The organism is Longimicrobium sp., assembly GCA_036389135.1.
GTDB lineage: Bacteria > Gemmatimonadota > Gemmatimonadetes > Longimicrobiales > Longimicrobiaceae > Longimicrobium.
The window spans coordinates 1-26,158 of the sequence record DASVQP010000130.1; the positions used below are offsets into that span (position 1 = coordinate 1).

Below are 26,158 nucleotides of genomic sequence, written 5' to 3' on the forward strand. Positions count from 1 at the left end.
GAACGTACGCCGTACAACGAGGCTCAATACGTCAAGGCACTGGTGGAGCGCGGGTCGCCCCTGGCGTCACGAATCAGCCTGGCGGCCGCCGCCTGAACCGAAAAGCCTTGACGGACCACCTCAGATGTCTCTCCCGATAACGGGAGAGGGCTCCGCCCTCGCCGTTATCGAGAGAGGGGGCGGTTTCGCTCTCCTTCCTACGGCCGCCCTTCGCCCCGGCGCCCGTAGGGGCAGACCTGCGTGTCTGCCCACCCTCGCCCCGCCTCGAACCAGCCTCGCACCGCCACGGCCCGCGCCTTGAAGGGACGGATCAACGGTCCCTCACGCACCCAACCCTCACACGCGGGCGCCCCGATGACACTGCTCAAGCCGATCGATCCCTCGCAACGCCCGCTTCTCTCGGACGAGGAGGCCGCGCCGCCGTCCGAAGTGCCCGGCGGAAAGCGCGTGGACCGCGAGACGGAGGAGCTGCTGGAGCGGCTGGAGAAGCTCGCGGCGGCGCTCCACGCGGAGGGGAAGCGGTCGCTGCTGGTGGTGCTGCAGGCGCGGGACGGGGGCGGCAAGGACGGCACCATCCGCAAGGTCTTTGGCGCGGTGAATCCGCAGGGGATGCACCTCGCCAGCTTCGCCGCGCCCGCCGGCGAGGAGCTTCGCCACGACTACCTGTGGCGCGTGCATCGCGCGACGCCGGAGTACGGGCAGGTGGGCGTCTTCAACCGCTCCCACTACGAGGACGTGCTGGTGGCGCGCGTCCGCGAGCTGGTGCCGCGCGAGCGGTGGGAGAAGCGCTACGACCAGATCAACGGCTTCGAAAGGATGCTGGCCGAGAACGGCACCACCATCCTCAAGTTCTTTCTCCACATCTCCAAGGACGAGCAGAAGCGCCGCCTCCTCAAGCGCCTCGAGCGCCCCGAGAAGCGCTGGAAGTTCGCCCCCAGCGACCTGGAAGACCGCCAGCTCTGGGACGAGTACACCGAGGCGTACCGGGACGCGCTCACCCGGTGCAGCACCCCGCACGCCCCCTGGTACGTCGTCCCCGCCGACGAGAAGCCGGTCCGCGACTACCTCGTGGCGCAGGTGGTGGTGGATGCGCTGGAGAAGATGGCCCCGCAGATCCCCGAGGCCGACCCAACGGTGCTGGCGATGGCCGACCGCATCGTCTGATCAGGGCACATCCGCAGACCCGGACAGCGTCTCCGCTTCGGCATCGAGCCGGGTGCGGAGGCGCCGGCCGGTCGTGGTAAGGCGGTATACCGGGCCAGCCTCGCGATTGCCATGGACGCGCGTGGGTTGCTTCACCCATCCTCGCTCCATGCATTCCGCGATGACTTCCTTGCCGAACTCCGCCTCTACATTCGCTGCCGGTGGGGCAAGTGGGTATTCGACGGGGATCTCCCGGATCAGACGCGCCGCCTCCGCCGAAGGCTCGGCGCGCGGCCGTCCGGCTTTCAACCCGTTTGCGCGGGAGGACGCCGTTTTCGCAGGAGACCTGCGGCGCCCCAACGCACTCGCTGCTAGGGTGGAGGGATTCGGCGCTTCCGCCACCTCCGCGGAGATCCCCTTCTCCCTTGTCGCTTCCTCGAAAATCTGGGCGCTGGCGGCGAACTCCCGCCACAGCTCTTGCACACTGGAGCCCCAGAAGTCGAAGCCCCCTGGGCTCACGTTCACCGTTCGGCCGTAGAAGCTTTCCTCGTCGGGATCATACTCGATCGCGGCGAGATACCGTCCATGCTGCATCATGGCTTCACCCCGAGCATCATAAGAAAGTCACGAACACTGCGCACAGTGGGCTTCTTCGCCTCCTTGCCCGGATGGGTTCGGTGGAATACCTGCATTGCGTCGCCCAGCTTCACTGCCACCCGGCTACCCGCACGCTCTTCCACTTCTGCGCCCACCGTCACGAACAGCGCTTCGATGGAGGCCCATTCGATGTTTGCACGTGTCGGGGTGGCGTAGACCGCCTCGAGCGTGCACCCGCGCCGTCTTTGCGGCCCGTCAGCGCACGTCGCGGACGAGGCGCTCGAACACCTCGCGCTCCATGCGCGGTCCCAGGTCGCGGGTCAGCTCGTCGATCAGCGCGCGCCCGGCGCGGCCCGCGCGGCGCTCGTCGAAGAGGTCTCGCTCGCGGCTGGCGAGGGTGAGCTCGCGCGGGTTGCCGCGATAGACCGCCTCGCGGAAGTCGGTGTCGGCGCTCGCCCACACGCGCTCCTCGGGGGACTCGCGGTAGTCGTTCACGCGCACCACCGTGTAGGTGACGCGCACCCGCATGGCGCGGCGCCCCTCGCGCACGGTGTAGGCGGTGTCCGCGCCGGCGGCGGTGCGGGCGGGGCGCCGCGACTCGCGCAGGCCGCTCTCCGTCACGACGACGCTGTCGATGGCCGCCCTCACCACCAGCTCCGCGCCCACCGAGCGCCCCAGCTCCACCGCGTCGCGCAGGGAGGCGGCCTGGCGCGCGTAGCCGTGCCGCCGCGCCGCGCCCCGCACCGTGCGCGGGTCGAGGACCTGCACGAAGAGCGGCGCGCGCGTCCAGTGGTTGAGCTCCAGCGCGTCGTTCAGCGCGGGCACCAGGTCGTCGGGGAGCCTGGCGCGCGCACCCGGCTCGCTCCCCACCGGCAGGATGGCGACGCGCAGGGTGCCGCGGCGCAGCGCCTCCTCCTGCAGGGCGAGCGCGCGGCGGGCTTCGGGGCTTTCGCGGCCGAAGAGGGCAGCGGCGGCGCGGGCGCGCTCGTGGGCGGCGCGGTACTGGCCCGCGCGCATCCCGGCCTCGGCCCAGCCGAGCTGCGCGCCGAAGCGGGCGCGGTCCAGCCCGGTGCGCTGGCCGACGCCCGGCTCCCAGCGGCTGGCGCGCTCCAGCCGGCTCACCGCCTCGTCGAAGCCGCCGCTTCCCTCCGCCCGCTCCGCGTACGCGATGGCGTCGTCGATGGCGCGGTCGAAGGTGGCGCGGCGGCGCTGCGCGTAGTCGGCCGGCAGGGCGAGCCGCACGCCCACCGCCGACGCGTCGCGGCCGAGCGCGTCCAGGCGCAGCAGCGTGTTGGCCGCATCCGCCGCTCGGCCGGCGGCGGCGAGCGCGGCGGACTCGGCGATCGCCTCCTGCACGGCGCGGTCGCCCGTCTCCTGCAGGCGGGCGCGCGCGGTGGTGAGCGACGGATCCTTATTCAGGGCGTCGATGTAGCGCTCGGCGGCGTCGGCGGGGCGGCCGCGCTGCTCCAGGGCCATGCCCTGGTTCATGCGCTTCTCCGCGCTGGCGCACGCGGTGGCGAGGACGAGCACCAGGGCGGCGGTGCCGCGGCGGGTCCAGCGCGCGACGGTGTGGGAGGTCACGGGGGTGTCTCCGGCAGGGTGTGGGATCGGTGTGGGACCTCTACTCGGGCTTACACCGCCGGGGCGGGGGAGTGTTCCGGGGCCGCGGCCGGGTTCCTGCGGATACGGTCTCGCGAATATGACGAACCGTGCCACCCGCGAGACCCCGATGGACGCTGCATCCCCAACCAGCCGCGAAGAGCTGGCGAACGCGCTCACCCACGGTGCCGGGCTCGTGGCGAGCGCCGCCGGGGCCGCCATCCTCGTAACCGTCGCCGTCTTCCGTGGCGACGTGTGGGCCGTGTTCGGCAGCGCCGTCTTCGGCGCGACGCTGGTGCTGCTCTACGCGGCTTCCACGCTGTACCACGCGGCGCGCACGCCGCGGGTGAAGGCGCGGCTCCAGGTCTTCGACCACTGCGCCATCTACCTGCTGATCGCGGGCACCTACACGCCGTTCACCCTGCTGGGGCTGCGCGGCGGCTTCGGGTGGACGCTGCTGGCGGTGGCGTGGGTGTTCGCCGCGGCCGGCGTCGTCTTCAAGCTCTTCTTCACCGGCCGCTTCCCCCGCCTCTCCACCGCGCTGTACCTGGGGATGGGGTGGATGGCGATCGTGGCCGCCAAGCCGATGCTGGAGCGCTTCCCGCCTTCGACGCTGCTGTGGATCGTGGCGGGTGGGCTGGCGTACACGGGCGGCACCGTCTTCTATCATAGCCGCCGCATCCCGTACGCGCACGCCATCTGGCACCTGTTCGTAATCGCCGGCAGCGTCTGCCACTACTTCGCCGTCCTGGCGCAGGTGGGTGGCGGGGCGGGTGCCGCGATCACCGGGGGATGACGGCACCGGGCGAATCACCGGGGGCTGAAGCCCCCGGCTGGAACCACGGGAAGACCGCTGAAGCGGTCTCGAGATACGTGAATTTCAATATGTCATCCTGAGTGACGCAGTTCTCCGTTCGCCGTCCTCTTGCCTCGCGGGGTAGATCCTTCGGTCGCCGCACAAGCCCTGCGTGGGTCGCGCGATTTGTGCGCGACGTCTCCCTCAGGATGACAAACGGCTGGCAACGCGCGCCGCCCTCTGCGTGAGTCCGCGAAGGCGGCGCGCAGGCGGACTTTCGCTCCTGGACCGGCGCTCGTGGGGCGGGCCGCGGCGAATGTTCAGGCACGGGCAGCCACGTGGGGCGGCCCCTACGGGGTTGGTGCGGGTTGCGGAGGTCGAGGAAGGAGGAGGGCGGGCGCGATGAATCGCACCCCTACATGGCGGGGCGCACGGCGGTGAGCGAAGCGGGATGATGGTCCCCGAGTCCGCGCAGGCGGACTTTGTGCTGTTGTTGCAGCGAGTTTACTCGCCCGCCCCCGACCGCCCATGCTGACACCCAACCAGATCGCCGTCGCGCTGTACGAGCCCGAGATCCCCGGCAACGCGGGGGCGATCGCGCGGACGTGCGGGGCGACGGGGGCGCCGCTGCACCTGATAGGGAAGCTGGGATTTTCGTTCACGCATCCCAAGGCGAAGCGCGCGCTGATGGACTACTGGCAGCACGTCGACTACCACGTGCACGTGGCGTGGCCGGACTTCGCGGCGACCGTCAAAGGGCGCAGGACGTGGATGTTCACCACCAGGGCGGAGCGCGGGCTGTGGGAGACGGAGTTCGCGCCGGGCGACGTGCTGGTCTTCGGGCCGGAGTCGCGCGGGCTGCCGGACGACGTGCTCGCCACCGCGCCCGCCCACCACGTGCGCATCCCCATGCGCCCGGAGACGCGCAGCCTCAACCTCTCAACCGCCGTGGGGGTGGCGCTTTACGAGGCGCTGCGGCAGGTGGAACGCGGGTGAAACACGGGGCCCGCGCGGGGCCCCGTCTTCCGTTGACACGTAGTGCGGGCGCGTCTATGTTGCCCGCGCTTCCCGGCAGGGCCGCGGAGCCACACAAACCACGCATCCAAAGCTCGGGGATACATGGACAAGATCACGGTGGTCGGGGCGGGGAACGTGGGCGCCACGGCGGCGCAGCGCGTGGCGGAGAAGGAGCTGGCGCGCCAGGTGGTCCTCATCGACATCGCCGAGGGCGTGCCGCAGGGGAAGGGGCTGGACCAGTTCCAGTCCGCCCCCATCGAAGGCTTCGACTCGCGCATCATCGGCAGCAACGGGTACGAGGAGTCCGCCGGGTCGGGGATCTACATCGTCACCGCCGGGATCGCGCGGAAGCCGGGGATGAGCCGCGACGACCTGCTGAACACCAATGCCGGAATCGTGCGCCAGGTGAGCGAGAACATCGCCCGCGTGTCGCCCGAGGCCATCATCATCATGGTCAGCAACCCGCTGGACGTGATGAGCTACGTGGCCATGAAGGCCAGCGGCTTCCCGCGCGAGCGGGTGATCGGGATGGCCGGCGTGCTGGACACGGCCCGCTACCGCGCCTTCCTGGCGATGGAGCTGGACGTGTCCGTGGAAGACATCCAGGCGATGGTCCTCGGCGGCCACGGCGACACCATGGTGCCGCTGATCTCCTACACCACCGTGAGCGGCATTCCCGTCACGCAGCTGATGGAGCGCTCGAAGCTGGACGCCATCGTGGACCGCACCCGCAACGGCGGCGCGGAGATCGTGAAGTTCCTCAAGACGGGGTCGGCGTACTACGCGCCCTCCGCCGGCGCGGTGCAGATGGCGGAGGCCATCGTCAAGGACAAGAAGCGCATCCTTCCCTGCGCCGCGTGGCTGCAGGGCGAGTACGGGATGCGCGACCTCTTTTTGGGCGTGCCGGTGAAGCTGGGGCGCAACGGGATGGAGGGGATCATCGAGGTGGAGCTGACCGAAGAGGAGCGCGCCGCGCTCCAGAAGTCGGCCGACGCGGTCCTCGAGCCGATGGCGCTGGTCTGACGCACCCCCGCCGGCGCCGCTCCAATGGGGCGGCGCTCGGCTTCCGGGGGTGCAACACCGAGATACCGACACATGGCAACCCGCATCGAGAACGGCGCCGGCAGCGTGCGCAACGTCCGCAACACCCGGCTCACCGAGTCGCTCCGCTACAAGGGGCGCGAGGGGATGTGGACCTGGATGCTGCACCGGGTAACCGGGCTGGGCATCCTCTTCTTCCTCCTGATCCACGTCTTCGACACCGCGCTGGTGATCTACTGGCCGGACTTCTACGACGAGTCGCTCAACATCTACCGCCACCCGCTCTTCCGGGTGGGCGAGCTGGCCATCTTCTTCTCGGTGCTGTACCACGCGCTGAACGGGCTGCGCATCATCATCCAGGACTTCTGGCCCCACGCCATGCGCCACCAGCGCAAGCTGGGGCTCGCCGCGCTGGGGCTGAGCGTGCTGCTGATCCTACCCGTCGCGTGGATCATGATGGCGCCCGTGTTAGGCCTCGCCGAGGAGCCGGGGGTGGAGCGGCACCGCGCGCGGATGGAGCGGCTGCAGGCCGAGGGGCGCGTGCCGGCGGCTCACCGTGAAGAGGCGACGCCGGGGGTGCTGGACGTGCCGATGGAGACGCCGCGATGAACCAGGAGACGACGTACGACGTTGCCGTGCGCGGCGCCCCACGGAGCGGCGGCGGCTTCGAGCGTCCCACGACCGCGCGCAGCAACTTCGAGCTGTACTCGTGGCTCTTCATGCGCGTCAGCGGGCTCGTGCTGATCTTCCTGTCGCTCTACCACCTGGTGTGGTGGAACCTGGTGGTGGGCGTGGAGCACCTGGACGCGGACATGGTGCGCGAGCGGTGGACCAACCCGTTCAACCGCCTCTACAACGTTGCGCTCTGCGTCTTCGCCATGCTGCACGGCATCAACGGCCTGCGCTACAGCATCGAAGACTACGTGCGCAAGCCCGGCCGGCAGGTGGCGGTGAAGGCGGTCGCCTACACCCTTCTCCTCTCGGTGATGGCCTGGGGCGTCTTCGCTCTCCTCACCTTCGACCCGACGATCCCGACCCGATGATCCACACGCATACGTACGACGCGCTGGTGGTGGGCGGCGGCGGGGCGGGGCTGATGACGGCCATCTACCTCAGCCGCGCGCCCGGCCTGCGCACGGCGGTCATATCCAAGCTGTACCCCACCCGCTCGCACACCGGCGCCGCGCAGGGCGGCATCGGCGCGGCGCTCGCGAACCTGGAAGAGGACAACCCGGAGTGGCACGCGTTCGACACCGTGAAGGGGTCGGACTACCTGGGCGACCAGGACTCCATCCAGGTGTTGTGCGAAGAGGCGGTGCCGGTGATCATCGAGCTGGAGCACATGGGGCTCCCGTTCAGCCGCACGCCGGACGGCAAGATCGCCCAGCGCCCCTTTGGCGGGCACACGCACCACTTTGGGCAGGGCCCGGTGCGCCGCAGCTGCTACGCGGCCGACCGCACGGGGCACATGATCCTGCAGACGCTCTACCAGAACTGCATCAAGGCCGGCGTCGACTTCTACGACGAGTACCAGGTGGTCGACCTGATCATGGCCGACGACGGGCGCTGCGGCGGGGTGATCGCGTACGAGGTCGCGACGGGGCACCTGCACATCTTCCGCAGCAAGGCGGTGGAGTTCGCCACGGGTGGCTTCGGGCGCGTGTGGTCCATCACCTCCAACGCCCACGCCAACACCGGCGACGGGGTGGCGATCGCGCTGCGCCGCGGGATCCCGCTGGAGGACATGGAGTTCTACCAGTTCCACCCCACGGGGATCTACCGGCTGGGCATCCTGATCACCGAGGGCGTGCGCGGCGAGGGCGGCATCCTGCGCAACGACCACGGCGAGCGCTTCATGGAGCGCTACGCCCCCACCATGAAGGACCTGGCCAGCCGCGACGTGGTGGCGCGCGCCATCAGCAAGGAGATCCGCGAGGGGCGGGGGATCGGGGGGAAGAAGTACGTGTACCTCGACGCCACCCACCTGGGCGCGGACGTCATCGAGAACAAGCTGCCGGACATCGCGGACTTCTGCCGCACCTACCTGGGCGTGGACCCGGTGAAGGAGCCGATGCCGATCCAGCCCACCGCGCACTACGGGATGGGCGGAATCCCCACGGACGTGGAGTGCCGCGTGCTGGATGCGGGGCACGCCGTGATCCCCGGCCTGTACGCGGCCGGCGAGTGCGCCTGCGTCTCCGTGCACGGCGCCAACCGGCTGGGCACCAACTCGCTCCTCGACCTGGTGGTCTTCGGGCGGCGCGGCGGGATCGCGATGGCGGAGTTCTGCAAGACGGCGGAGCTGCCGCCCCTTCCCGCCAGGCCCACGGCGCGCATCGAGGCGGAGTTCACGCGCATCCTGGCCACCGAAAAGGGCGAGCCGGCCGCCCGCCTTCGCGAGGAGATGCAGGACGTGATGCAGGACGCGGTCGGCATCTTTCGCGAAGGCCCGGGGATGGAGGCGGCGCTCGTAAAGGTGCGCGAGCTGCAGGCGCGCTTCCGTAACGTGCTGGTGATGGACAAGGGGAAGAACTTCAACACCGACCTGCTGGAGGCGTGGGAGCTCGGCAACCTGCTGGACCTTGCCGAGGTGACCACCGTGAGCGCGATCAACCGCACCGAGAGCCGCGGCGCCCATCTGCGCGAGGACTACCTGGACCGCAACGACCAGGAGTGGCTCAAGCACACCCTGGTGACGCGGGCGGAGGACGGCACGCTCGGCATCTCGTACAAGCCCGTGGTGATCCGGCAGTTCGAGCCGAAGGAAAGGGTATACTGATGAAGGCCGAGACCGAAGGGCAGGGCGGCGCCAGGCGCGACTCCACCACCGCCGACGCGAGCTCCGCGGGCGCCGCCGCGGCGAACGCGCAGGCTCCGGCGCAGAAGACCGCCCCGCCTCCCAAGGCGGGCGGGGTGAAGCCGGTGACGGTGCGCGTCTTCCGCTTCAACCCGGACACGGACGCCGCGCCGAGCTTCCAGGAGTTCCAGGTGCAGGTGGACCCCACCGACCGGGTGCTGGACGCGCTGAACGCCATCAAGTGGTACCAGGACGGCACCCTCACCTACCGCCGCTCCTGCGCCCACGGCATCTGCGGGTCGGATGCCATGCGCATCAACGGCGTCAACCGCCTCGCGTGCAAGGTGCTGATCCGCGACGTGGGTGAAAAGGTGACGGTGGAGCCGATCATGGGGTTCCGCGTGAAAAAGGACCTGGTGGTGGACATGGAGCCCTTTTTCGCGCAGTACCGCTCCGTGCTCCCGTACTTCATCAACGACGGCCGCACCACCGAGCGCGAGCGCCTGCAGTCGGTGGAAGACCGCGAGAAGTTCGACGACACCACCAAGTGCATCCTGTGCGCGGCGTGCACCACGAGCTGCCCGTCGTTCTGGGCCAACGAGAACTTCGTGGGCCCGGCGGCCATCGTGAACGCGCACCGCTTCATCTTCGACTCGCGCGACTCGGCGGCCGGGGAGCGGCTCAGCATCCTGAACGACCGCGAGGGCGTCTGGCGCTGCCGCACCATCTTCAACTGCACCGAGGCCTGCCCCCGCGAGATCCGCATCACCAAGGCGATCGGCGAGGTGAAGAAGGCGATCCTGTACGGCACGGCGCGGGTGTAAACAAGGTCATGGGCCGGTCTGCCGGACTTGATCCGTCGAGGGGCTGGTCCGTCTAGATGTTAGGATCAGTCCTGCGGCCTGAATTGAACCTTGGCTTGCTGAATGAAGATTCGGGCAGCAACGCGGGATGCGGCGAGACCCCGTAAGACAACCCACCCCATAACTGAACCCTCTCGACTAGGAAGCCATGGACCGCATCACCAGATCTCTTCTCGACGAGTTTTCCAAGGAGAGTGGGATCGACAGGATCACGAACTTGGGTGAGGATAGTCGGTTTGAGCATTTTGCAGCATACCTGAACATCGGGCGTCACCTCAGCGAGAGCTTCGATACTAACGATGTGGTCAGCGGTTCCGGTGCAGACACGGGTATCGATGCGCTTGCGATCATAGTCAATGGATCTCTGGCGACCGATTCTGAACTGGTGGCAGAGCTCGCCGATACCAACGGCTTCCTTGATGTGAGCTTTGTATTCGTCCAAGCAGAACGCTCATCGAGCTTTGAGACGGCGAAGATCGGCCAGTTCGGATTTGGAGTGGTCGACTTCTTCAAGGATGCACCTTCGTTGCCGCGCAACGACGCAATAAAGGAAGCAGCCGCAGTGATGAAGGCTGTTTATGACCGTAGCAGCAAATTCAAACGCGGGAATCCAATCTGCCGGCTTTACTACGTTACCACAGGAAAGTGGAACGGCGACCAGAACTTGGAGGCTCGGCGGGCCGCCGTCACCGAAGACCTCGAACAAACGCGTCTGTTCCGAGAAGTCGAGTTCATTCCCGTCGATGCGGACGGACTCCAGAAGCTCTACAACCAGACGAAGAACGCCATCTCACGAGAGTTCACGTTTGCGGACCGCACGGTCCTGCCGGAGATTCCCGGAGTCACAGAGGCGTACATCGGCTTGCTCCCCGCCAATGAGTTTCTCGGCCTTGTGAAAGACGAGAGCGGTGAGTTGGTGCGCACTATTTTTTACGACAACGTCAGGGATTGGCAAGACTATAACGCGGTGAATTCCGAGATGCGCGAAACGCTCAGTTCAACAGAAATGCGTGCACGATTCGCGTTGATGAACAACGGAATCACGATCATCGCGAAGACTATGCGACCAACCGGAAATCGGATCTACATCGAGGATTATCAAATCGTGAATGGCTGTCAGACCAGTCACGTTCTTTTCGATCAGAAGGACAATCTTGATGATTCTGTGATGGTTCCTCTGCGCCTGATTGCGACTCAGGATGATGCCGTCATTGCGGCCATCATCAAGGCTACGAACAGGCAAACAGAAGTTAAGGAAGAGCAACTGATTGCGCTTTCGGACTTCCAGAAGAAGCTCGAAATGTTCTTCAGGAGCTTCGAAGACAATAAGAAGCTCTACTATGAGCGGCGCTCACGGCAGTTCAACAATGTTGCTGGCTTTGAAAAAACGCGGATCGTGACACCGGCCAATCTTATCCGAGCGTACGCGTCGATGTTTCTAGAAGAGCCTCATCGGACCACGCGTAACTACCGCGGGTTGCTCGGAAGCGTTGGGAAAGAAATTTTCGGTGCTCAACATCGGTTGGAGCCTTACTACTCAGCTGCTTCTGCTTTGTACCGCTTGGAATACTTCTTCAGGAACGGTACGCTGGAAGCGAAGTACAAGCCTGCCCGTTACCATGTGCTGCTCGCCACGCGACTGCTGATGGAACCCGGCAAACCGCCGCTTCCGAATTCGCACGAGATCGTGAAGTACGCAGATCGTTTGTCTATAAAGCTTTGGGACACGCAAGAGGCTGAGCAATGGTTCAAGGAAGCTGTGGCTGTCGTCGATAGCACGGCGCAAGGTAACTTTCACCGTGACCATATACGGACGCAGCCTTTCACGGAGAAGCTTCGTAAGGAGTGCGCTCGGCTGACCTCCGGGAGATAGTACCTCTTCGGCGAGGTGAAGAAGGCGATCCTGTACGGCACGGCGCGGGTGTAGGGCCCCCTCCCCCGCTCGTCACCTCGCTGCCCCCTCCCCCAATAACTACCTGGGGAGGGGGCGCTTGCATGCATCTGCGCGGGGCGCACCGATCAGGGCTCACGCGGAGACGCGGAGGCGCGGAGGGAACGCTTCTTCTGTCATCCTGAAGGAGCCGCTGCTCTGACCTATGGCCGCACGCCACGGCGTAGCGGCGACTGAAGGATCTAGCCTGCGAGGCAAGAGGACGGCGGGTAACGACGAGCCCCTCGGCACGCGCAGTAGATCCTTTGCTCCGCGCCAGAAATTGAGGACGGGCACGGGACGGAGAAGCGCGTCACCCGGGATGACAAAAGGGGGGAACGGCCGGTCTCGTCGCACTCACGCCCTTCCAGAATCACGCGCGGGAAACGCGCGACGATCAGTTTCGGACGGGAATGGATATTGCGCGAGCTGCGGTGGCGCTTCGGTACCTCTATCGGAGCGCCGTGGAACTCCATTTCCCATCCGGGGAGGACGTATGCGGCTTCGTCTGGCGTACCTGATCCAGGCAGTATTCGCGGTGTTGGTGGCGGTGGGGCTCAGCTTCGGCGCGAGCCGGGCGATGGCGAGCGGCGAGGTGGCTGCGCGGACCTGCCCGGCCAAGGGCTACGAGTATCCGTACTCGCCTTGCGCCATCGGGTGCCCGGGCGGGCGAGGGTACTGCGATGCGAACGGCAACTGCCAGTGCGGCGACATTCCCTGAGATCTCGTTCCATCCGCTGACGTCCCGGTAGCTGCCGGGACGCGCTTGCATCCAACCCCCTCGGAGGACGTATGAAGCTTCGTCTGGCGTATCTCATTCAGGCAGTACTGGCGGTGCTTGTGGCGGGAGGGCTGAGCTTCGGCGCGAGCCGCGCGATGGCGACCCAGCCGGCGGCGGCGATGGCGACGTGCCCCGCGATGGGCTACGACTATCCGTACCAGCCCTGCGGCTACGGCTGCTACCAGAACCGCGGTTACTGCTCCGAGAGCGGAATCTGCCGCTGCGGCTACGTTCCCTGAAACCGGCGGGCAGGGCTGGGAGTTCCGGTAGACGCCGGGACACGCTTGGGTCCCACCTTCCGTGAGGACGTATGAAGTTTCGTCTGGCGTATCTCATCCAAGCAGTGTTCGCTGTGCTCGTAGCCGGGGGCCTGAGCTTCGGCGCGAGCCGGGCGATGGCGAGCCAGCCCACGGCGGCGGCGGGGAACTGCCCCAAGGAGGGGTACGATTACGAATACTACCCCTGCGGCGAGCGCTGCCCGTGGGGGATCGGGTACTGTGCCTCGAACGGGTACTGCACCTGCGGGTTCATTCCCTGACCCAGCGCGGGCCAAGCACGAACCGGCCCCGCACCTGTCCTAGTGCGGGGCCGGTTAGCTTCAGCCGAGGAGACCCATTACACAGAGGGCACAGAGAGAACTGAAAGCCTCAGAGAAAAGCTTTTCCTTCTGTTCTTGCCGTTTCATCTGTGTCTCTGTGGGACGCTCTTCCTTGCCGCACGAAAACGGGCCGGCGATCGCTCGCCGGCCCGTCTCTCTGAACCCCGCCGCCGCTTACGACGCGCGGTGCGCGCGGCCGGACTGCACGAGGCGCTGGCGGGCCGTGTTTCCCGGCACCGCGATGTGCGTGGCCGGGTCGTACTCCTTGCCCACCGCCGGGCTCCCCTGCGGAATCCAGATCTGCGTGGTGGTGTGGCTGTAGCCGTGCGGAAGGTAGCGCACGTAGTAGCCGTCCGGGTGCAGGTTCCAGCGGCCGTTCGGCACCTGACGGCTGCCGGGGCCCATCGGCGCCATCCCGGCCAGCACCGCCGCGGCCTCGAGCTGCTGGAACGAGGTGCCCGGGTTGGTGAGCATCTGGCGGATCTGCGCCTCGGCCTGGAAGACCTGGCGCACCAGCGGCGGCACGCGGCTCATGGCGGCGTCCATCGCGGGGCCGGGCACCATGTCCAGCGCCGTGCGGTTGAGGGAGGCGAGCTGCTGCGGCGTCAGCAGGCGCGCGGCGGTCGCCTTGTGGTCGGCGCTCATGTCCTCGAACTTCGCGCGGGCGATGATCGCCCACAGCAGCGTCTGCACCTTGGACTGCTCGATCTGCGGGTGGTTCACCGAGTTGCGCAGGATCGACTTGACCGCGTCTTCGGCGGGCCCGGCCGTGGGAGCGTACAGGTAGCCGTCGCCGCCGCCGGGGCCGTGGGTGCCGGCCTTGAGGCAGTAGCTCTGCGTCTCCATCTCGTAGTACCCCGGCTGCAGCACGAAGCCGCCGTTGGGGGTGCGCTGGAGCTGGAGCATGGAGCGCTTGCTCTCGCGCGGGGTGAAGTTGTCCAGCGAGTCGACGGCCCAGCGCGCGTCCGGAAGGCTGGTGGTGATCGGCGGATCGCCGCGCAGCACCGCGTCCACGTTGAGCCTGCTGGCGGCGCGCCCCAGCGTGCGGCCGAGCCCGCCGATCTGCGCGCTCGCCGCGTCGGTGGCGGCCACCGTCAGCGCCAGCGCGAGCGCGGCGGGGCCGATGCGTCGGATGATGGAATGTGTCATTGGTGCGACCTCGTGCGGATGTATGGGGGGAGGGAGTCCGGCCATCGGGGCTCCCCACGGGAATATTAAAATGAAGTTGGGCGGAGGAACAGCTTTTTGTTACCGGTCAGATGACCCATGCCGGGCGCAGCCGCTCGGCCAGGAGCGGCGGATCGGCGTAGCTGTCCAGCCCCAGCCGAAGCGCAAAGGCGGGGCGCGCCGCCGCGTCGCGCAGCAGGGCGAGCACCGCCGGGGCGCTCCCCCGGTCCGCCAGCAGCCAGGGCGATTGGCGGAGGAGCGCCGCCAGCGCGTCGGCGGCGGGGTACGGCGCGAGCTCCGTGGGCTGCCCCGGCTCCACGCGCGGAAAGAGGAGCCCCGCGAGGGGCGCGGCGTCCATCCACTGCCCCGGCCAGCGCTCGCGCGGATCGATGGCGCCGCGGCGGCCGAGCGGGGTGCCCGCTTCCCATCCCTCGTCCATGTGGAAGTGGCGCGGCCACCCCTCCACCGCGATCCCGCCGCCGCCGCGCGCCAGCACCACGTTGTCGTCGGACACGTAGCCCCATCCGCAGCGGAGGAGGTTGGCTACGGTGGTGCTCTTGCCGGCGTGCGTGTCCCCCACCAGCAGCCACGCGCCGCCGTCGGGCGCGACCACGCCGGCCGCGTGCGCCAGCGTGCGCCCCATGCGGTTCAGCAGCAGGGCGCAGGCGAGCGACGCCATCGAGTACAGCTCCCAGCGCGTGGCGTCATCCGTCGCGCCGACCGGGGCGCGCAACTCGGCCGTGCCTCCCTGCAGATCGACCTCACCCCAGCAGCGCGCGGCGTTGCCGGCGAGCACCGCCCCGTCGCCCTCCACCCACGCGTCCGCCGTCCCCAGGCGCAGGGTTGGGCGTATGTGCGGCGGCGGATGGGGATCGCCGCGGATGACGCGCACCAGCGAGCCGTGCGGGTCCGGCGTGCGCTCGGAATAGGGGAGGAGCGGGAGCCAGTGGACGATGAGCGGGAGGAGATCGGGGGCGGCCTCCAGGCGGAGGGCGCCGTCGCGCAGGAGGACGTGCGTCACGCGCGGCCGGCGAGGGGGCGCAGGGCGGCGGCGGCGGGGTCGGCATCCGCGTCGGCCTGGGCGCCGCGGACCACCCACGCGTGCGCGATCACCTCCGCCCCCTCCGTGCCGACGCCGATGCGGAGGCGCGCGTCCACTCCGAACTCGCGGAGCACCAGGCACTCGGCGACGCTTCGGTAGAGGCAGGTGTTCCTCCAGCGGCCGCCCGGTGCGCGCGCGAGCACGCGCAGCGCGCCGCGTGCCGCGCGGAGGGCACCGCGCGGCGGCTCGGCATCGTTGCTCGCGTGGGGGACGGGCTCCAGCAGCGTGCGCCAGCGACCGTCGCGCAGCCAGCCCGGCGTGCGCAGCGCGGCACGGATGCCGGCGATGGGCCCCCACCCCCCGGCTCCCTCCCCCGAACGCGGGGGAGGGACGGCGCGGCCGGTCATCCCGGGACGACGAGGCCGCGGGCGGCGAGCTCGCCCAGGAGGCGGTCCAGCTCCGCGGCGGCGGTGGGGCGGTCCACCTCGAACTCGGCCAGCAGGCTGTCCAGGAGCTGCTCGCGCTCCAGGCCGCGCTCCATCCCCTTCCACAGCAGCGCCGCGGTGGCGTTGAGGCGGAAGTAGTTCTTGGTCTCCATGTGCAGGAGGACGGCCTCGCCCTCCAGGTGCGCCGTCAGCACCTCGTCGGGGACGGCGTAGCGGCTTGTGGCTTCCATCACGGGTATGGTCAGGGGATTCCGGCCGGGTTGCGCGCGCTCCCCGCTCCGGTGGGGATGGCGTAGCTCGCGGCCGGGGTGGCGGGATCGATCCAGCGCAGCTGCCCACCGCCCGCGGCGAACTCGGTGTAGACCAGGCGTCCGTCCGCGGTCCAGGCGGGCTGTCCCACGGAGAGGGTTCCGAACGTGATCCGCGTCACCGCGCCGCTGGACAGCGCCATCAGGTAGATGCGCGTCACGCCGCCGCCCGCCCGGTCGGAGGTGAAGGCGAGGAAGCGGCCATCGGGGCTGAACGCCGGCTCCAGCTCCAGCGAGCTGCCGCCCGCCAGGAGCACCGGCGTGGTGCCCGGGACGAGCCCGAACACGTCCGGGCTCCCCGCTTCGGTGGAGGTGAAGGCGAGCCTGCTCCCGTCCGGCGCCCATGACGGCGATGCGTCCAGCGCGAAGCCGGCGCCGAAGGTGGGTGCGCCCGGGGCGCCCCCGCTGCCGTCGCCCGCGGCGAGCCAGAGTTTGGGGAGTCCGCCGGCGCTGATGATGTAGGCGAGTCGCTGCCCGTCGCGTGACAGGGCGGGCATCGTCTCGGGCCCCGCCGTGCGGGTGAGCCGCGTGGCTTCGCCCCCGGTCAGCGCGATGCTGAATAGCTCGAGGTTGCTGTCCACACGCAGGCTGGAGAAGACGATGCGCCCCGCCGCCACGGTGGGGTCGCTGTCGTCCGCGGCGTGATCGGTGAGGCGCGCCAGGTCGCCACCGTCCAGCGCCACGCGCCACAGGTCGCGGTTGCCGTCCACCACCCGGTCGAAGACGATCGACGGCGGCACGGCGACCGTCAGCTCGCGCGCGCCCTCGTCGCGGCCGAAGGTGGCGCGCAGTGTGACCGTCCCCGCGCGCAGCAGTTGCACCGAGTCGCCGCCGAGCGACTGGCCCGCATCGGCCGGGGTGAAGGCGAGCGTCGCCGCGCCGACCCCGAGCGCCACGCCGCCCTGCGTCACCGCGACACGCACCACCGCGCCGCGCTCGATCCTCCCCGTCACTTCCAGGGCGAGCGGCGGGGGCGCGGTGATTTCGATCGTGCGGCTTCCGCGCGATGCTCCCGCCGTGGCGCTGACTGTGAGGCTGCCGCCCTTGAGGAAGCGCAGCGAGTCGCCGCCCAGGAGCTGCACGGCGTCGGCGGGCGTGGCGGCGAGCGTCACCTGCGCGGCGGGGACGACGACGCCCGCGCGCAGCGCCCGCACGTGCACCACCGAGTCGCGCGCGAGCGTCCCCTGCAGCTCCAGCGTGAGCGGCCCGCTGGGCGGGTGCGTGACGCCCGGACCGGGGTCGCCGCACGCGGCCGCGAGTATGGCGAGGAGTGCTATGTGCAGCGGGAACCGCATGGGCGAGCGGGGATTACGAGGGGTACCGCCGGGCGGACTTGTGGAATCTAAGGGAAAGCGCGGCAAATCGGGATGGGGAGGGGGGAGAGGCCTGGCGAGTGAACTCGCGGCAACAACAGCACAAAGCCCGCCTTCGCGGACTCGGGGTCAGATGCCGCGGGGCGTGACCGGTTTTCTGTCATTCTGAGAGAGCCGCCGCGCAGGGGCCCGTGGAGCGCGCCGGAGCTCCTGCGGCGAACGAAGAATCTAGCCGGCGCGGGTTCGGGGCGGCATGAACGGGCCGAGCTCCCGGCACGCGCAGTAGATCCCTCGCTCGCGCCATAGGTTCGTGACGAGGCGGGGACGGCGAAGCGCGTCGCTCACGATGACAAGAGGAGGGGCGAGTCCGCGACGGCGGACTTCGTGTTTTTCCAGCGGCGCCCTGAGTCCGACGCTACACCCGCGCGGCGTAGGTGAGCGGGACGAGGCGGGGCGGAAGGGGGACGGTGGGGGGGAGGGCGGCACCGGCCCAGGGGCTGGACGGGTAGTCGCGGATCCAGGCCATCTTCCCCAGCGCGCGCGCGCAGCGGATGCAGGGAAAGGGGTCGAACGGGTCGCCGCCGCGGGGGAGGCTGGCGGCGCGCTGCGCATCCAGAGCCTCTTCGTAGCGCGGCCACACGTCCAGCAGCGAGGTGTGGTTCAGGTCCGCGACGACGTCGGTCTCGTTGGAGCCGTACTCGGAGAGCTGGCAGCAGAGGGAGAGGCGGCCGCGGGCATCGACGTAGATGCGGTTCTTCTTGAAGGTGTCGCAGACGGGCTCGGGGCCCTCCGACGGGGCGCCGTAATCGAGCATCACGGCCGTGCGGCGGCCCTCCGCGGCGAGCGCGAGGATCTCGTCGCGCGCGGAGTACCACTCGCGCGGGGCGAGATCGCTGTCGCGCGCGGCGCTGCCGCCCACCGGCTGCGCCAGGGCGAAGTCGATCGAAGTGCACCCCAGCGCCTCCGCCAGGTCCGCCGCCTGCCGGAGCTGGTGCCGGTCGCGCCGGTCCACCACGAAGCCGAGCGAGGTGGGGATCTGGCGGCTGGTGAGGAGCGCCACCGCCATCAGCACGCGCCGAAAGGAGCCGCGCCCCCGCTCCTCGTCGTGCACCTCCTCGTCCGCGCCCGAGAGGGAGACGCGCACGCGCGCCGGGGGGTATCGATCCAGCGCCGGCATCAGGCGGCGCATGTGCCAGCCGTTGGTCACGAAGCGGTATGTTACCCCCCGCTCGTGCAGCCCGGCGATGATCCGCTCCCACTCCGGGTGCAATGTGGGCTCGCCGCCGGTGATGGACGCGGCGACCTCGTCCCACAGCAGTCGAGCCTGATCGACCGTGCGGAGGATCAGGCCCGCGTCCAGGTTGCGGACGGTGGTTACGTCATCGCGGATGCAGTGCGGACAGCGGAGGTTGCAGTGCTCGGTGATCGCGAGGCCCAGAAGCATCAGCGGCCGTGCGCTACGGGCAGACCGTGCTGCTGCCGGTGCCGCCGCAGGGAATGCCCCCGCCGCTCTGCAGCGTCAGCTCGGTCAGGCGCGGAAGGTCCTTCACCTCCGGCGCGACCCAGCCGCGGCGCGGCGCGGAACGGGGTGCCTGGGGCGGAGCGGTGCGGATCGGGTCCATGGTCATCGGGGGCAGGAGAGACGGGATGAGCGGGCGCGGGGGGCGCCGGGGGTGTCGTGCGCCGACGGGAGCTGGCGGGCGACGATCCCCCGTGTACGGCCTCCAAACTAGCATGCCCCGCCGTCCTTGTGCAATCCTATCGCACGGGGGCGCTTCCGCTGTCCCGGCGCGTGCGGGAGCGGGAGCGCGCCCCGGACGCCATCGCGGGGACGGGTTTCGCTCGCGAAGGTGGACGGCGTGAACCCCGGCGGCGGTGTCGGGTACGGGGGCGCAACACCTTCATCCCGCACCCGCGCCCGATGCTCACCGAGCCGTTCCACCCCGCCGTCGAAGATCCGCTGGAGGAGGCCCGCGAGGTCCTCCGCCGCCACTGGGGGTACCCCGACTTCCGGCCGGGGCAGGACCAGGCGGTGCGCAACGTCCTGGCGGGGGCGGACTCGCTGACCATCATGCCCACCGGCGGCGGGAAGAGCCTGTGCTACCAGGTGCCGGCGATGATGCTGCCGGGACTCACCGTGGTGGTGTCGCCCCTCATCTCGCTGATGAAGGACCAGGTGGACTCGCTGGCCCGCGTGGGGCTCCCCGCCACCTTCATCAACTCGTCGCTCTCGCCGGACGAGATGTCGATGCGGATGCTGGCGGCCGAAAGCGGCCAGCTCAAGCTCCTGTACGTCGCGCCGGAGCGCTTCGACGGGGAGCGCTTCATCCGCCGCCTGGCCGCGATGGACGTGTCGTTGCTGGCCATCGACGAGGCGCACTGCGTCAGCGAGTGGGGGCACGACTTCCGCCCGTCGTACCTGCGGCTGGGCGAGGTGCGCCACGCCCTGGGCGACCCGCCCATCGCCGCGCTCACCGCCACGGCCACCGAGGAGGTGCGGCGCGACATCGTCCGCCAGCTCTCGCTTCGCGACGCGGCCACGCTGGTCACCGGGTTTGACCGGCGCAACTTGGTGTGGCACGTCCTGCGCGCCAAGAACGACAGCGAAAAGGACCGCCTCCTCCTCAAGCTCCTGCGCGGGCGCGAGGGATCGGCCATCGTGTACGCCTCCACGCGCAAGAACGTGGACGCGCTCACGGCGCTCCTGCGCGGCACGGGGATCGACGCGGTGGGCTACCACGCCGGCATCCAGGACCTGGAGCGGAAGCGCATCCAGGAGCGCTTCATGAGCGGCGCCGCGCAGGTGGTGGTGGCCACCAACGCCTTCGGGATGGGGATCGACAAGCCCGACGTCCGCATCGTGGTGCACTACAACATGCCCGGCAACCTGGAGGCGTATTATCAGGAGGCCGGCCGCGCCGGGCGCGACGGGGGCCCCTCCGACTGCGTCCTCCTGCACTCGTACGCGGACCGCTTCACCCACGAGTTCTTCATCGAGACCGCCAACCCCCCCCGCCGCGCGGTGGAGGCGATGATGGACGCCGTGCGCCGCGGGGCCGACGCGTCCGGCGTGTGCTCCGTGGGCCTCGTGGAGCTGGGGCGGATCGTGCCGGGGATCAAGGGCGACCGCATGGCCGGCTCCGCCCTGCGCGTGCTGGAGCAGTTCGGCCTCGTGCGTCCGCTGGGTCCCGCGGGCTCGGGCGTGCGCGTGCGGCTGGTGGCGCGGCCGGACCGCATCTCGCGCGAGCTGGCGGGGCGCACGGCGGAGCTGGAGCTGCTGCGCACCATCTGGCGGCGGGGCGGGGGAGAGGCGTCGTACCGCGGCACCGAGCTGGAGTGGGGGATGCTCGGCATCCCCGGCGGCCGCGGCGAGGCGATGCGCCTGCTGGATGGGCTGCAGGACGGCGGCTTCCTGGAGTGGGGCCAGGCGGGGGGTGACGGCATCTGGGTGCTGGACCGCACCACCCCGATCAACCGCCTCCCCATCGACTGGCGCACGCTGGATTCCAAGCGCGAGCGCGACCTGCGCAAGCTGCAAAAGGTGCAGGCGTACGGCTACACCGAGGAGTGCCGGCGCGGCTTCGTGCTGCGCTACTTCGGCGACCCGGCCGCCATGCGCGAGTGCGGCGCCTGCGACAACTGCCTGCGCGCGGGCGGGCGCCCCGCCGTGGCCGGCGCCGGCGCGTCCGAGGCGGTGGACCTGGGCACCTCCTCCACCCGCCGCGGCCCCTCGCGCACGGCTCGCCGCACCGACCTCCTGGACCGCCTCCGCGAGCTGCGCGGCGAGCTGGCGCGGCGCCACGACCTGCCGGTCCTGATGGTCTTCTCGGAGGAGGTGCTGAAGTCGCTGGCCGAGTACGCCCCCGCCACCCCGGAGGAGGTGCTGCGCATCCCCGGCGTCACCACCGCGCTGCTGGACCGCTGGGGCGCGCCGCTGATGGACGTCCTCTCCGCCTTCTCAACGGAAAACAACGGTCGCCGCATCGGCCGCCGCGCCCCCGCCGAGCCCGCCCCCAAGCGCGCCGAAGTCGCACCGCCCTCCGCCGAGGAGGCCGACCTGTACGGCCGCCTCAAGGCGTTGCGCTCGAAGCTCGCCAAGGAGGCGAGCCTCCCCTCGTACTGCATCTTCCCGGACAAGACGCTGATCGAGCTCGCGCGCCGCCGCCCCGGCGACGACGCGGAGATGCTGGAGGTGCCGGGGGTGGGGCCCGCGAAGCTGGAGAAGTACGGGGAGGCGTTCCTGGAGGTGCTGCGGGAGGGGTGAGGGGGGCCCGGTGGCCCTCACCCGGCAGCTTACAGCTGCCACCCTCTCCCACAAACTGCCGTGGGAGAGGGGACTTGGGCGTCTGTGTGGGTTCTCATATTCTGGCGAGGAGGCGGGATGGAGAGGAAGCGGGTGCGGGGGACGACGCCGGAGCTGGAGGCGCGGGCGCGCGAGCTGAGGCGTGCGCCGACCAAGGCCGAGAAACGGCTGTGGAACTACCTGCGCGGCTGGAATTTGGCGAAGTTCAGGCGGCAGCACGCGGTTGATCGCTTCATCCTGGATTTCTACTGTGCCTCCGCGAAGCTCTGCGTGGAAGTCGACGGCGACATCCACCACGAGCAGCAGGAACGTGATGCCGTGCGTACCGAGTTCCTGAACGCCCGCGGCATCCACGTCGTTCGCTTCCGCAACGAGGAAGTCATCGACGACCCACGCTCCGTCCTGCGCCGCATCGAAGCCGTCCTGAAAACCCGCAGTCCCCGCTGATCCACCCCCCGCTCTGCCGCCCGCCAGACGCGCAGGCCCCAAGTCCCCTCTCCCACGGCTGTTTGTGGGAGAGGGTGGCAGCTGTAAGCTGCCGGGTGAGGGCCCGCCGGGTGAGGCCCCCCCGCCTTCCATCCCGGCCCCCTCCTCGGTACACTTCGTCAACGTTGACGGAACACCCGGGCGGCAGCATTGTACCGAAGAAATGGCGAAAGACAGGGCAATCTTCCAGGACGAGCGGGGGAGGGGGTGGCTGGTGGAGATCCTCTACGGGCACCCGGCACCCACCGAGCGCGGGTTCTACGGCGCGCGCTTCCTCTGCCCCGAGGACCCCGCCGAGCCGCCGCGGGTGGGGTACGTGGAGATGGACGCCGTGGCGGAGGACGACGAGGAGCTCCTGCGGGAGGCGCTCGCGGAGTCCGAGCCGGCGCGCGAGGTGGGTGAGGAAGAGTGCTGAGTCCTAAGTGCTGAGTCCTAAGTGCTAAGTGCTGAGTGGAACTTCTGTTCAGGACTTGGCACTTAGCACTTGGCACTTCTGTTTCGCCCGTGCCCGTATCCCGCTCCCCCGTTAGATGAAACAGCAACGTTCCGCCGTCGAGCTGTTCCTGGAACCCGCCGCCGCCGAGCTGGTGCGGCGGGAGATCGCACGCGCCCGCGGCAACGAGGTGTGCTTCGTGGCGCGCGTGGGCGAGGGCGGCGCCGTTACGGAGCCGCGCGTCATCGCCCGCGGCGGGCCGTCGGCGGTGCTGGCGCTGGTGAAGTCGCCCGAGGCGGGAGGGCTGCTCATCCACAACCACCCCTCCGGCGTGCTGGAGCCCTCCGAGGCGGACTTCCAGGTCGCCGCGCGGGTGTGGGAGATGGGGCTGGGCTCCGCCATCGTCGACAACGACGCGAGCGAGCTGTACGTCATCGTGGAGCCGCCCGACGCCAGCGAGTGCACCCCGCTCGACCTGGACGCGCTCGACCGCGACCTGGGCCCCGGCGGAGCGCTCGCCTCGCGCCACCCGCGCTACGAGGACCGGCCGCAGCAGCGCGAGCTGGCGCGCATGATCGGGGCGCTCTACAACGAGGGTGGCGTCGGGATCGCGGAGGCGGGGACGGGGACGGGGAAGTCGGTGGCGTACCTCCTTCCCGCCATCCGCTGGGCGGTTCTCAACGGCGAGCGCACGCTGGTGTCCACCAACACCATCAACCTCCAGGAACAGCTCGTCGACAAGGACCTCCCCATGCTGCGGCGCGCGCTGGGGATCCCCTTCCGCTTCACCCTGGTGAAGGGGCGGCGCAACTACGTCTCCGTGCGGCGCGCGCTGCTGGCGCGGGACAACGCGGCGGCGCTTTTCGACGCGGAGAAGCAGGCGGAGCTGGCCGGGATCGTGGAGTGGCTGGGGAAGACGGCGGATGGATCGCTCTCCGACCTCTCGTTCCGCCCCTCGGCCGAGGTGTGGGACGAGGTGTCGTCGGAGAGCGACGTGTGCCTGCGGGCGAAGTGCCCCAACTTCGAGGACTGCTTTTACCAGCGCGCCCGGCGCGAGGCCTCCTCGGCGGACATCGTGGTCTCCAACCACCACCTCCTCTTCAGCGATCTCGCCGTACGGCGCGCGCAGGGGAACTACTCCTCTCCCGCCGTCCTTCCGCACTACAAGCGGCTGGTGCTGGACGAGGCGCACAACCTGGAGGAGGCGGCGACGAGCCATCTCGGGGCCACCGTGTCCCGCCGTGGCCTGTTCCGGACGCTGCGAAGGCTGGAGCATCGGGGGAAGGGGCTGCTCCCGGCCTTCCGCGGCGCGCTGGGGGCGGTGAAGAACGACCTGCTGGCCCGGGCCGCGCTCGACACGATCGAGGAGCGGCTCCTCCCGTCGCTGGAGGGGGCGCGGGAGCGGGCGGCGGCGGTGTTCTCCTTCCTCAACGACGTCTTCAACTCCGGCGAGCCGCTGGCGCGGCTGGACGACCACTTCGCCGCGCACCCCGTGTGGCCGCTGGGGCTGGACGACGCGCTCTCCGGCCTGCTGGACAACCTCCAGTCGATGCTGGCGGGGATGGAGCTCCTTCGCGAGCGCGTCGCTACCGACGACGAGCTGCGCCGCAACCTGGAGCCGCAGCTGATGGAGCTGCGCGGTGCCGCCAACCGAGTGGAGGGCGCCGCGGACGGCCTGCGCATGGCCCTCCGCCCCGGCGAGGAGCGCGTCAAGATGGTGCGCTGGATGGAGCGGCAGGCGGCGCGGGAGAGCCGCGAGGGGAACCTGACGCTGAACGCCGCCCCACTGGACCTCTCCGCCGTGCTGCGCGAGTCGGTTTTCGAGCAGGTGCCGACGGTGATCCTGACCTCGGCGACGCTTTCGACGCAGGAAAAGGACTTCCGCTTCGTGCGCCAGCGCCTGGGGCTCAGCGACGCTTTCGAGCAGGAGCACCCCGTGGCCGAGGCGGTCTTCCCATCGCCCTTCGACTACCCGCGGCAGGCACTGCTCGCCGTCCCCACCGACCTCCCGCTCCCCGCGGGCGACGCGGACCCGCGCCACGACGAGGCCACGGTGCGCGCGGTGCTGGAGCACGCCAGGATCTCGGACGGCGGGCTCTTCGTCCTCTTCACGTCGTACCGCGCGCTCCGCCACGTCGCCTCCGAGCTGCGCCGCCGCCGCGCGGACCTGGAGTGGCCGCTCTTCGTGCACGGCGAGGGGCCGCGCGCGCAACTGGTGGAGCGATTCGCGGTCTCCGGGCGCGGCATCCTGCTGGGGACCACCTCGTTCTGGGAGGGGGTGGACGTCCCCGGCTCGGCGCTGCGCGGGCTGGTGATCCCCAAGCTTCCCTTCAAGGTCCCCGGCGAGCCGGTGACCGCCGCGCGCATCGAGGCAATCGAGCGGGCGGGGGGCAACTCCTTCGTCTCGTACATGCTCCCGAGCGCGGCGATCCGGCTGAAGCAGGGCTTCGGCCGCCTGATCCGCTCCACCGGCGACCACGGGGTCGTCCTGGTGCTGGACGGTCGCGTGGCGAAGAAGAGCTACGGGCGGTACTTCATCGACTCGCTCCCCCCGGCGCCGGTGGTGAAGGGGCCGTGGCGCGAGGTGAAGGAGGCGATGCTGCGGTTTTACGGGGAGCGGCTGGAGGCGCGAAGGGCGGGGTAGGGACTGCGGGGGAATGGGAATGGGGAATGGGGAATGGGGAATGGGGGCAGAGGGCGTCGCGGGGGCGGGCACGGGCGGTCACGCGGGGCCGCCCCTACGAGGGTCGATCTGACGGGCGGGTTTCGAGATGGGGCAAGGGTGGGCAGACACGCAGGTCTGCCCCTACGATTCTTGCGTTCGCGCGGTGGTCGAAGCACCCGCGCCGATGCGAGTGTACGCCCCTCCCCCAGGTTGTTATTGGGGGAGGGGCCGCGAGGTGACGAGCGGGGGAGGGGGCCTGCGTGCCCCCGCGGGAACCCCCTCGCCGCGCCCGTGTACCTGCGCCATTCCCGATGGACGGCGCCGCAAATTTCCAGGACAAGATGAAGCTTTCGCGCAACCGCTGGCTCGCGCTCGGCATCGCCGGGGTGGTGGCGGCGGACTGGATCACCAAGTTCTGGGTGGCCAACCAGCTCTCCATCGGGAGCGAGCGGCCGCTGGTCGGCGGGTGGGTGTCGCTCTCGCACCACCGCAATCCGGGGATCTCCTTCTCCTGGTTCGCGGACAGCGAATCGGCGTGGCGCACGCCGCTGCTGGCGCTGGCGGCGTGCATCGGCGTGGTGGTCGCGCTGCAGATCATGCGCACAACGCGAGATGCATGGGTCAGGGTCGCGTCCGGGCTCGTCATTGCCGGGGCGCTGGGGAACCTGGGCGACCGGCTGATGGACGGCGCCGTGACCGACTTCATCCTGGTGCGCTCCTTCCCCTTCATCTTCAACGTGGCAGACGTGGCGATCTCGCTGGGCGCCGTGGTGCTGGCGGCACGACTGGTGCGCGACGCACCGGCCGAATCCACTCCGTCCACCGCGCTCTGA

Annotated in this window: 26 protein-coding genes; 17 read left to right on the forward strand and 9 right to left on the reverse strand. The window is 69.8% G+C overall.

Going from position 1 to position 26,158, the window contains the following annotated elements; genetic code table 11:
- Positions 1–354: 354 nt before the first annotated feature.
- Positions 355–1,164 (forward strand): PPK2 family polyphosphate kinase, encoded by an 810-nt coding sequence (locus VF584_26265; protein ID HEX8213698.1) that lies wholly within the window; start codon positions 355–357, stop codon positions 1,162–1,164.
- Here VF584_26265 and VF584_26270 read toward each other — a convergent pair whose 3' ends face one another.
- Positions 1,165–1,740: a hypothetical protein gene (locus VF584_26270; protein HEX8213699.1), complete on the reverse strand. Its 576-nt coding sequence runs from the start codon at positions 1,738–1,740 to the stop codon at positions 1,165–1,167.
- Positions 1,741–1,995: 255 nt separating this feature from the next.
- Positions 1,996–3,321, reverse strand: a complete 1,326-nt coding sequence (locus VF584_26275) for a hypothetical protein (GenBank protein ID HEX8213700.1) — start codon at positions 3,319–3,321, stop codon at positions 1,996–1,998.
- A gap of 148 nt (positions 3,322–3,469) precedes the next feature.
- Between VF584_26275 and VF584_26280 the strand changes: the two genes are divergently transcribed.
- The 11 genes from VF584_26280 (at position 3,470) to VF584_26330 (ending at position 13,102) form a co-directional block, all read left to right on the forward strand.
- Positions 3,470–4,135, forward strand: a complete 666-nt coding sequence (locus VF584_26280) for a hemolysin III family protein (GenBank protein ID HEX8213701.1) — start codon at positions 3,470–3,472, stop codon at positions 4,133–4,135.
- A 528-nt stretch (positions 4,136–4,663) separates the two neighbouring features.
- Positions 4,664–5,131, forward strand: a complete 468-nt coding sequence (locus VF584_26285) for a tRNA (cytidine(34)-2'-O)-methyltransferase (GenBank protein ID HEX8213702.1) — start codon at positions 4,664–4,666, stop codon at positions 5,129–5,131.
- Positions 5,132–5,254: 123 nt separating this feature from the next.
- Complete coding sequence (gene mdh, locus VF584_26290) at positions 5,255–6,175, forward strand: malate dehydrogenase (protein HEX8213703.1); 921 nt, start codon at positions 5,255–5,257, stop codon at positions 6,173–6,175.
- A gap of 72 nt (positions 6,176–6,247) precedes the next feature.
- The gene (gene sdhC / locus VF584_26295; protein ID HEX8213704.1) at positions 6,248–6,802 is read left to right on the forward strand and encodes a succinate dehydrogenase, cytochrome b556 subunit; all 555 of its coding nucleotides are present in this window, start codon (positions 6,248–6,250) and stop codon (positions 6,800–6,802) included.
- Complete coding sequence (locus tag VF584_26300; GenBank protein ID HEX8213705.1) at positions 6,799–7,236, forward strand: hypothetical protein; 438 nt, start codon at positions 6,799–6,801, stop codon at positions 7,234–7,236. The genes sdhC and VF584_26300 overlap by 4 nt, the downstream gene beginning before the upstream one ends.
- Positions 7,233–8,972, forward strand: a complete 1,740-nt coding sequence (sdhA, locus tag VF584_26305) for a succinate dehydrogenase flavoprotein subunit (GenBank protein HEX8213706.1) — start codon at positions 7,233–7,235, stop codon at positions 8,970–8,972. Before VF584_26300 ends, sdhA begins: the two co-directional genes overlap by 4 nt.
- Entirely contained in the window at positions 8,972–9,814 is an 843-nt protein-coding gene (locus tag VF584_26310) for a succinate dehydrogenase iron-sulfur subunit (protein HEX8213707.1), read from the forward strand. Before sdhA ends, VF584_26310 begins: the two co-directional genes overlap by 1 nt.
- 187 nt (positions 9,815–10,001) lie before the next feature.
- Complete coding sequence (locus VF584_26315) at positions 10,002–11,726, forward strand: AIPR family protein (GenBank protein HEX8213708.1); 1,725 nt, start codon at positions 10,002–10,004, stop codon at positions 11,724–11,726.
- A gap of 553 nt (positions 11,727–12,279) precedes the next feature.
- On the forward strand, positions 12,280–12,504 hold the full coding sequence (locus VF584_26320) for a hypothetical protein (GenBank protein HEX8213709.1): 225 nt from the start codon (positions 12,280–12,282) through the stop codon (positions 12,502–12,504).
- Positions 12,505–12,575: 71 nt separating this feature from the next.
- A complete protein-coding gene (locus VF584_26325; GenBank protein HEX8213710.1) occupies positions 12,576–12,803 on the forward strand; it encodes a hypothetical protein in 228 nt (75 codons plus the stop codon).
- A 71-nt stretch (positions 12,804–12,874) separates the two neighbouring features.
- Positions 12,875–13,102 (forward strand): hypothetical protein, encoded by a 228-nt coding sequence (locus VF584_26330; protein ID HEX8213711.1) that lies wholly within the window; start codon positions 12,875–12,877, stop codon positions 13,100–13,102.
- Positions 13,103–13,336: 234 nt separating this feature from the next.
- Here the strand turns inward: VF584_26330 and VF584_26335 are convergent, their stop codons facing one another.
- The 7 genes from VF584_26335 to VF584_26365 all read right to left on the reverse strand — a co-directional run bounded on the left by VF584_26335 (position 13,337) and on the right by VF584_26365 (position 19,060).
- On the reverse strand, positions 13,337–14,311 hold the full coding sequence (locus VF584_26335) for a hypothetical protein (GenBank protein HEX8213712.1): 975 nt from the start codon (positions 14,309–14,311) through the stop codon (positions 13,337–13,339).
- Positions 14,312–14,417: 106 nt separating this feature from the next.
- Entirely contained in the window at positions 14,418–15,350 is a 933-nt protein-coding gene (locus tag VF584_26340) for a hypothetical protein (GenBank protein HEX8213713.1), read from the reverse strand.
- A complete protein-coding gene (locus tag VF584_26345; GenBank protein HEX8213714.1) occupies positions 15,347–15,778 on the reverse strand; it encodes a lasso peptide biosynthesis B2 protein in 432 nt (143 codons plus the stop codon). The genes VF584_26340 and VF584_26345 overlap by 4 nt, the downstream gene beginning before the upstream one ends.
- Entirely contained in the window at positions 15,775–16,047 is a 273-nt protein-coding gene (locus tag VF584_26350; GenBank protein ID HEX8213715.1) for a PqqD family protein, read from the reverse strand. Before VF584_26350 ends, VF584_26345 begins: the two co-directional genes overlap by 4 nt.
- 11 nt (positions 16,048–16,058) lie before the next feature.
- Positions 16,059–17,420, reverse strand: a complete 1,362-nt coding sequence (locus VF584_26355) for a hypothetical protein (GenBank protein HEX8213716.1) — start codon at positions 17,418–17,420, stop codon at positions 16,059–16,061.
- A gap of 433 nt (positions 17,421–17,853) precedes the next feature.
- Complete coding sequence (locus VF584_26360; GenBank protein HEX8213717.1) at positions 17,854–18,882, reverse strand: radical SAM protein; 1,029 nt, start codon at positions 18,880–18,882, stop codon at positions 17,854–17,856.
- Between the two features lie 13 nt (positions 18,883–18,895).
- Complete coding sequence (locus VF584_26365) at positions 18,896–19,060, reverse strand: hypothetical protein (protein ID HEX8213718.1); 165 nt, start codon at positions 19,058–19,060, stop codon at positions 18,896–18,898.
- Between the two features lie 299 nt (positions 19,061–19,359).
- Here VF584_26365 and VF584_26370 point away from each other — a divergent pair, with 299 nt between their 5' ends.
- The 5 genes from VF584_26370 (at position 19,360) to lspA (ending at position 26,158) form a co-directional block, all read left to right on the forward strand.
- The gene (locus VF584_26370; GenBank protein HEX8213719.1) at positions 19,360–21,702 is read left to right on the forward strand and encodes an ATP-dependent DNA helicase RecQ; all 2,343 of its coding nucleotides are present in this window, start codon (positions 19,360–19,362) and stop codon (positions 21,700–21,702) included.
- A gap of 117 nt (positions 21,703–21,819) precedes the next feature.
- Positions 21,820–22,188 (forward strand): DUF559 domain-containing protein, encoded by a 369-nt coding sequence (locus VF584_26375; protein HEX8213720.1) that lies wholly within the window; start codon positions 21,820–21,822, stop codon positions 22,186–22,188.
- A gap of 202 nt (positions 22,189–22,390) precedes the next feature.
- Positions 22,391–22,642, forward strand: a complete 252-nt coding sequence (locus VF584_26380; GenBank protein ID HEX8213721.1) for a hypothetical protein — start codon at positions 22,391–22,393, stop codon at positions 22,640–22,642.
- 115 nt (positions 22,643–22,757) lie between these two features.
- Positions 22,758–25,304, forward strand: a complete 2,547-nt coding sequence (locus tag VF584_26385) for a helicase C-terminal domain-containing protein (GenBank protein HEX8213722.1) — start codon at positions 22,758–22,760, stop codon at positions 25,302–25,304.
- Positions 25,305–25,666: 362 nt separating this feature from the next.
- Complete coding sequence (gene lspA, locus VF584_26390; protein ID HEX8213723.1) at positions 25,667–26,158, forward strand: signal peptidase II; 492 nt, start codon at positions 25,667–25,669, stop codon at positions 26,156–26,158.